The organism is Pararcticibacter amylolyticus (assembly GCF_003130405.1).
In the GTDB taxonomy this organism is placed as follows: Bacteria; Bacteroidota; Bacteroidia; order Sphingobacteriales; family Sphingobacteriaceae; genus Arcticibacter; species Arcticibacter amylolyticus.
The window spans coordinates 41,784-48,759 of record NZ_QEAS01000020.1 but is presented as its reverse complement, the minus strand read 5'-3'; the positions used below and the strand labels follow the sequence as shown (position 1 = coordinate 48,759).

Below are 6,976 nucleotides of genomic sequence, written 5' to 3'. Positions count from 1 at the left end.
AATAAGACCAGAGATCATGCTCATAATCGAGCAACTCCTTTTTAACCCTCTCCGACTCATACAGTTTATCTATTCCCTGAGCATAATCTTTAATTCTCAGATCCTCAGGATTCGATTCCTTCACGATATAGCTCGCAAAGAGGCGTTTAAGAAATATATCGTCATAACTCAGGCCGGTGGCATCATTATTCCGGGTAGTAACCGCTTTAGTAGCGAAGATATGACGCGCCGCGGGAAAATAGATCCAGAAAGCAGGCTGCTCACCCAAATCCTGTCCTGCAGCCTTAATTTTTACCATCGGCGCAATTCCTACGATCCTTGGTTCAAAGACTGAACGGTTCTTATCAAAGATCCAGTCTTCTTTGATCTGGAACTTAATCACACTGTCAGGGTTAAATTCACCTACCGCCATATGAGATCCAATCTGTTCGCCGGTCGACTCATTGAAATCAGGGATCAGCACACTGTCCGCAAATTTTCCCATTACCTGCTCCGGCTTAAGAACAGTAGCAAACGAATCACCATTGGGATCCTCCTTTGTACTGACCGCATCATAGGCAGTAAGCTCTCCGGAAGCTATCGCATTCATGATGATATCGATCAACCGTGACTTAGGAGAAGCATAAACAGCGTTCATTTTCTCTCTCAGATCGATTTCCCTCCACACACGCTTTGAGAACATCACATCCGCTTCACGAATGTTGGCAAATGGTGCAGGCTTCGCCTCCTCAATATTATTTTTCTTAAAATAACCATCCACCGGTCTCTCCTGCACTGAATCAACAGCTACAGGATTGGTTGAATTATTCAGATCCGGCTTTTGAGCAAAAAGCATGGTGACCATCAAACTGAATAAACCTGTTATGCAAATCCTTTTCATATTCTTATTAATTCGCTGTTAATGCAATCGAATTTAATGCTCTCTGCGAGCCATCAGGTCCAACTGCAATAATATTATCAAAAATTACACGCGTGCCGGGCCCTATACCCGCAAGCGCAGATTTCATAGCACCACTGAGCGAGTTTCCTGATGTCTGAAGTACGATTGCATCAGCCCTCGGCTTAGCAATGATCACGCTGAACCGCGTTACCGAAAACTTCGCATCAAAATCAAACCCCTCAAGCACTGCGAACACATTGTTTTGCGCTTTAATGGCTACAGAACTCAATGTTCCGCCTGTCTTTCCGCCGAAACGGGCAACCGGGTCAGGAATACGTTTCACCCTGAATTGAGTCGTTCCTATGGTCTGTACCTTTCCGGGAGCAATTTCCGCCGCTACATTCACAGTAGCCTGCCCGGGAGAACTTACCTTTACAGTATATTTACCATTCGATCCGCCGATGCTTCCGCCGTTCATCGTCACCCGCAGGTTTTCCTTAGGGATCCCGGGAGCGGATACCGAAACAGGGTTATCAACTCCGATATAGAAAACATTCATCTTATCCGGCGATACCACCGCAGATGGACGGGCTACCTGGTATTTCTGCTCAGGAGTTGTATATTCTTTTACAGTCCCGTCAGTTTGCATCACCCTCACCTTTCCGGTCCAGGAGAACATCCCTTCACGGTTTGTAGCGATCGTATAAACTCCTTTTCCATCTCTTACCGGCAAAGAAGAACCTCCTACCGAGATAGTCGGGTTTGATCTTGAGTCATATGCAGTTAAAAACACTTCAGCGGTATAAGGCTGTCCCTGAATAAGATAGGACGTCGGTGCTACAGCCACTGCCGCAAATTTATCAAGATTCACAACAGCCTGATCCATCTTACCAAGAATGCGCTTCACCACATCCGCTTCCGCGTTCTTCACGTCAGTCTGAATTTTAGTTAAGATAGTCATTGCTGCCGTCAGGGGAGTACCCTCACCAAAATTTACTTCTTCCCAGGTTTTCTTTCCTCCAAGAGATTGCTTAGGATCCTCAGCAGAAAGGGCAAGTGAAACAGTTGCACGGTCCTTCTCTTCAAGCAAAGCCATCAGCTTTTCTCTCGTCTCATTGATCCGGCTCTTCAATTTTTCACCCTGTTTCTGATTAACCATGATCCCGGGCGCAATGTCAAGATTGTCCCTGGCTTTAAGGTCACCAGTTTCAGGATCTATTCCCTGTCCTTGTGTAACGAACTCCTTCTTAATCGATTCTATGTAATCGTTTAACTCCCCGGCAATCTTCTGTGCTTCTTTCGCTTTTTCATACACAGGTTTTGCTCTCACAGGTTCGTCCTTCAACTTTGTGCTTTCAAAAGCAGCAAATAGTTGTTCAACACCTGTATTTACGTTTGTCTTCGACAGCTCAAGACTATCGTTGATATTCTTAAACGCATTTAAAATTGTATCTGAGACATTCAAGGCCAGCATAGCGAGCAATACCAGATACATGATATTGATCATCCGCTGTCTTGTTGTTTCTTTTCCTCCGGCCATGTTTAATTAGATTTTCTGTTTTTAAAAGATAAATGAAAAACAGTATTTAAACCCGCGGTTGATTCATTGCAGAAAGCATATTTCCGTAAACAGCGTTCAGAGAACCCAGGTTCCTGGCAAGCTTGCCAACCTCATCCTTAAACTGTTTTGAATCTTCCAGCGACTCATTAAAGTTCTGCATCGTCAACGAAAGGTTCTGATAGAATTTATTCATCGACTTCAGATGTGCACTCGAATCCTGTAGTTCCAGTTCATACACCGCGTTCAGCGCGGAAAGGTTCTTTGCCAGTGCATTTACCTGCTCATGGTAGTGCTTCGAATCAACACTCGTATTACCCATTTCCACTAACCCGGCCGAAGCTTTTTCAAAGGCAGCACTCAGGTTGTCAAAGCTGGCAGAGGCACTCTTAAGTTTACCGGTGAACTCGTTAGTCGCTACCGTGGCATCCGCCACTTTGGAGATCGCTCCCACCTTGTCACTGAAAGTTCTCAAGCCCGTACCCAGGCTTTCAATAAGCTCCGGTCCGATCTTAGCATCAGCCATCATTTTATCAAGAGCTGCACTCGAAGAAGGAGCTGCAACACTCGGCCGGGCAGATACCTTAGGAAGTTCTCCGTCAAAATCATCAGCCAGCTCAGGATACACCCTGCTCCATTCCGGATCTTTGGGTGGCTGTACGAATCCCGTAAGGAAGAAGAGGAATGCTTCTACTCCGAGCCCTACCCCGATCATATAATTTCCTAAAATACCACCAATATGAAGGATCTTGAATAGCGCACCAATGATTACCACACTTGCACCCCACGAAATTGCTGTATGCAATGAGAATAATTGAAATTTTTTCTTGTTAGCCATAGTAAAAATATTGAAGATGTTACTTTTTTTTAAAGATTGTTATGTATTAAAATGAATTTCTGTCTCTGATATCCCTGCCCGGGAAGCGGGTAACACACCTGAACCCTATATAAGATTTTGCAGTGTCCTGGTATTCGAAAGCACGTGTCGAGTTTTGAAGGAAATAACCGATATCTTTCCATGAACCGCCGCGGACAACTTTTCTTTTCATCACTTCCGCATCAGTGCCCTTCGCTTCATAACTGAAAGTTGGATTCAGGTCATGAACAAAAGTGGATGCCGATTCGTCATAAGCAGAAGAAGTCCACTCGGCAACATTTCCCGCCATGTTATATAAACCGAAGTCGTTAGGATAATATGAGCGTACATTCACTGTAACCGCCCCGCCGTCGTCGTTATAATTTCCCCGTCCCGGTTTAAAGTTCGCCATTAAGCAACCTTTCGCATTCCGGATGTAAGGGCCGCCCCACGGATAATCCGTTCCGATTCTCCCGCCCCTGGCTGCATACTCAAATTCTGCTTCCGTCGGTAGCTCAAAAGGCAAACGGGGATTCCTCTGTCCCTGAGCACTGCCTTCATAAAGGCGTGTGCGCCACACAGTAAAAGCTCTTGCCTGCCTCCAGGTAACTCCTACCACAGGATAGTTGGCATAAGACGGGTGAGAAAAATACCCCTCTGTCATCGGGTCGTTCCCCGCATAAGCAAAATCCGCAAGCCAAACCAGTGTATCGGGATATATCGCCACCGTATCACGGAAGATAAAGTCCGACCGCCTTTTGTTCTTATTACCCCGGTTATTGGCAGCTTCCCTTAAGTTAAGGATCGCAAAGTTATATTTGAGAAGACGGACATCAATTTCATTCCGGTCAAATACCCGGTCCTCTCCCTGGTAATACATAGCCTGTAGCTTATTCGCACTGCCTGCATTCTTTTTGTCGGCCCAGATAGCAGCGCCATCGCCTACTTTTCTCCAGTCAATATACTTCTGCCCACCGGCATCCGCACTTGCACCTTTACCTTTTGGTTGAATATAAAACTTGGGATCCTGTAAATAATCAGTAATCGCAATTGAGTCCCTGACCCAATGTACAAACTGCTTGTACTCGCTGTTAGTAATTTCAGTTTCGTCCATGTAGAATGCCTGAACGGTAACCTGTTTGTTTTGGGCAATCTGAGCATAGGTTATATCCTGATCTGTTTGCCCCATCACGAATGTGCCCGCTGGTACATATACCATACCGTAAGGGACTCTGCTGCTGCTTACTTTCTTGGTCTTCACGCCAACCAGTTCTCCACCAGCGCCACCCTTTCCACATCCACTAGAGAAAGCCGAGATGACTGCGAGAGCGATAATATAAATTTTTCTCATTGATGTTTTAATCCCTTGTTTAAAAAAACCTGACTAATATACAACTCCTAACCATGTAAACCTAAAAACACCTGATTGGTTTTCTGTTACTTAATGATCGTTATGCAGGTTTCTACGAAAAGTTTTGATGAAGGTTGCAAAAATACAAGGCAAAAATATTAAAGGTAAAAGTAACTACTTATTTACCATCTTAATATACTGTTCAATTGCCATAGTCATACTTGGAGCATTTGGTGTTGGGGCAGGGATGTCAACGATAAGTTCCCGCTCCTGTATTGACTTTTGAGTGCTTGCACCAAAAGCCGCTATTCTTGTATTATTTTGCTCAAAACCAGGAAAATTCTTATAAAGCGACTGGATGCTTGAGGGACTGAAGAACACGATGATATCATAAAAGACATCCGCAAGGTCCGACAAGTCACTGCACACTGTTCTGAAAAGAACCGCAGGCGTAAAATTGTAGCCGTTCTCCTGAAGGAACTTTTGGGTCTCCTCCGTTGCTACGTCCGAACAGGGATAAAGGAATTTCTCAGAAGCATTCTTTTTGAGTACTTCAGCCAGGTCAGCTGCCGTTTGCTTCCCAAAAAAGATCTTCCTTTTTCTGTATTGTATATATTTCTGAAGATAAAGAGCAATATTTTCCGACAGGCAGAAGTACTTCATATCTGCAGGAACCTCAAACCGCATTTCCTCACAGATCCTGAAGAAATGGTCAGCAGCATTCCGGCTCGTGAAAATTACGGCAGTATAATCGGGAAGGCTAATTTTTTCCTTACGGAATTCTTTAGCGGGAACCCCCTCTACATGTATAAACGAACGAAAGTCAACTTTTACGTTATACTTTTTTGCCAAATCATAATAAGGTGATTTCTCTGTTTCCGGCTTCGGTAAGGTCACCAGGATACTTTTAACCTTTTTCTTTCTTGCTTCTGATTGCATATCTTCCTTTAGAATCTCAGCGCCTTGATTAATATTAATAATGGGCAAATTTCGAGGGCACAAAGATAGATAATTAAATAAAATTTCGGAAACCTGTATCCCGATAAAATATTCGTTATCGCTCTAAGGAACTGGAAAAAGAAAATACAGCCCATCAAGGCAAATGAGAGATAAATATAATAAGGCGCAAAACGCCCCGGAGTTAAACTAAAAGCAATGACAACCGGTAAGAAAAACAGAGCCGCATTAAAATAGCTCATAAATAAAATGGAGATATATTCCTTCACCATCTTACCAGCGTCGAATAAATAACCAAGCGCCTTCACTAAGAAAACCTTAAACGTGTAGAGCCCGATAATAATGAAAGAAAGCCTTAAAAAGAGATTAAAGCCGCTGTAGCCGTACGACAATTGAAAATATTTACTGCATTGGTAGAACAGCATACCCAGGCTGAAGCCGAACAATAAATACAGGAACACGAAAGGCCAGGAGTTAAAAAAGTTCTCCTCCTTGTTAATCTGGCCTAATACCCTGTTACTAAAGAACGCCTGCATCATTGCACTCAGCTCCTTATAAAAAACATTCCTCAGGATCGCAAACAGGAACAGGAAAACAAAAACGACAGCAATGATCCAAAGTTCTCCCTTAGGCCGCGGCCTGCCTTCTTCATATCTCGACAACTTTTGGAATCTGGATGCCCAGGACTTAAAATCCACTCCATTCACCATATAGTACTGCACCAGACTATCCCTGAAACGGTTCGGCCTGTTTGGATCAGGCCACTTCACCCATGCCATCAGCAGCGAATCCGACACAATCCTGACAGAATCCCTCACATGCCGGATAGAATCCCTGCGAAGTTCCCATCGGGCAAGAGATACCGAATCAGGATTTTGACGATACTCCGGAAGAGGACCGCCTGATGCAGAATCAGTCTGGCTGAAAGCAGTAAACTGAATTAAAAACAGCACCAGAAACAGTACGTAATTTTTCACTCGCATCCGTATCAAAAATCCTTACTGCAAAGGTATTGGAATATTTCCACTTATTTTGCCTTTCTTGCTGTTACTCTTACAGGATCTGCCTCCTGTGTCTGAAACACCAGGCTATCCTTCTCAAATTTTTTGATCAGGAAGCGGATATCTCTCGACTTTCCGCCATCAAGCTCTTCCTTATAAACAATGTTCGGATATTCCAGCTTAAAAGTTCCGTGCGACAAAACCTTAGCTCCCCAGATCATTTCAAGCTTCCCGTCCGGGTGAAAAACGATAGAAGGGGAATTTTCTTTTAATTCCTCTTCAGAAGCAATGCGTGGTGGTACCTGCTCGGGGTTTTCTACCCGGACATATTTCCAGGAACCATAAAAATCCTCTGCTTTTGGAGACGAACAGG

The 6,976-nt window shown here is 44.1% G+C and carries 7 protein-coding genes; all 7 read right to left on the bottom strand.

Translation table 11 applies throughout. From position 1 onward, the window contains the following. The coding region (gene porN / locus DDR33_RS20310; protein ID WP_109417710.1) for a type IX secretion system ring subunit PorN/GldN at positions 1-880 on the bottom strand (880 nt) is incomplete at its 3' end. Between the two features lie 7 nt (positions 881-887). Continuing rightward, entirely contained in the window at positions 888-2,420 is a 1,533-nt protein-coding gene (gene porM, locus DDR33_RS20305; protein ID WP_109417637.1) for a type IX secretion system motor protein PorM/GldM, read from the bottom strand. Positions 2,421-2,466: 46 nt separating this feature from the next. Continuing rightward, positions 2,467-3,276, bottom strand: coding sequence for a type IX secretion system motor protein PorL/GldL (gene porL, locus DDR33_RS20300; protein ID WP_109417636.1), 810 nt, complete (start codon positions 3,274-3,276; stop codon positions 2,467-2,469). Between the two features lie 46 nt (positions 3,277-3,322). Further along, positions 3,323-4,645, bottom strand: a complete 1,323-nt coding sequence (porK, locus tag DDR33_RS20295) for a T9SS ring complex lipoprotein PorK/GldK (RefSeq protein ID WP_109417635.1) — start codon at positions 4,643-4,645, stop codon at positions 3,323-3,325. Between the two features lie 174 nt (positions 4,646-4,819). After that, entirely contained in the window at positions 4,820-5,584 is a 765-nt protein-coding gene (locus DDR33_RS20290) for a uroporphyrinogen-III synthase (RefSeq protein ID WP_109417709.1), read from the bottom strand. An 8-nt stretch (positions 5,585-5,592) separates the two neighbouring features. Beyond that, on the bottom strand, positions 5,593-6,579 hold the full coding sequence (locus tag DDR33_RS20285; protein ID WP_158280817.1) for a DUF4271 domain-containing protein: 987 nt from the start codon (positions 6,577-6,579) through the stop codon (positions 5,593-5,595). 50 nt (positions 6,580-6,629) lie between these two features. Further along, positions 6,630-6,976, bottom strand: a 347-nt coding sequence (locus DDR33_RS20280) for a hypothetical protein (RefSeq protein WP_158280816.1), incomplete at its 5' end; no start/stop codon positions are given.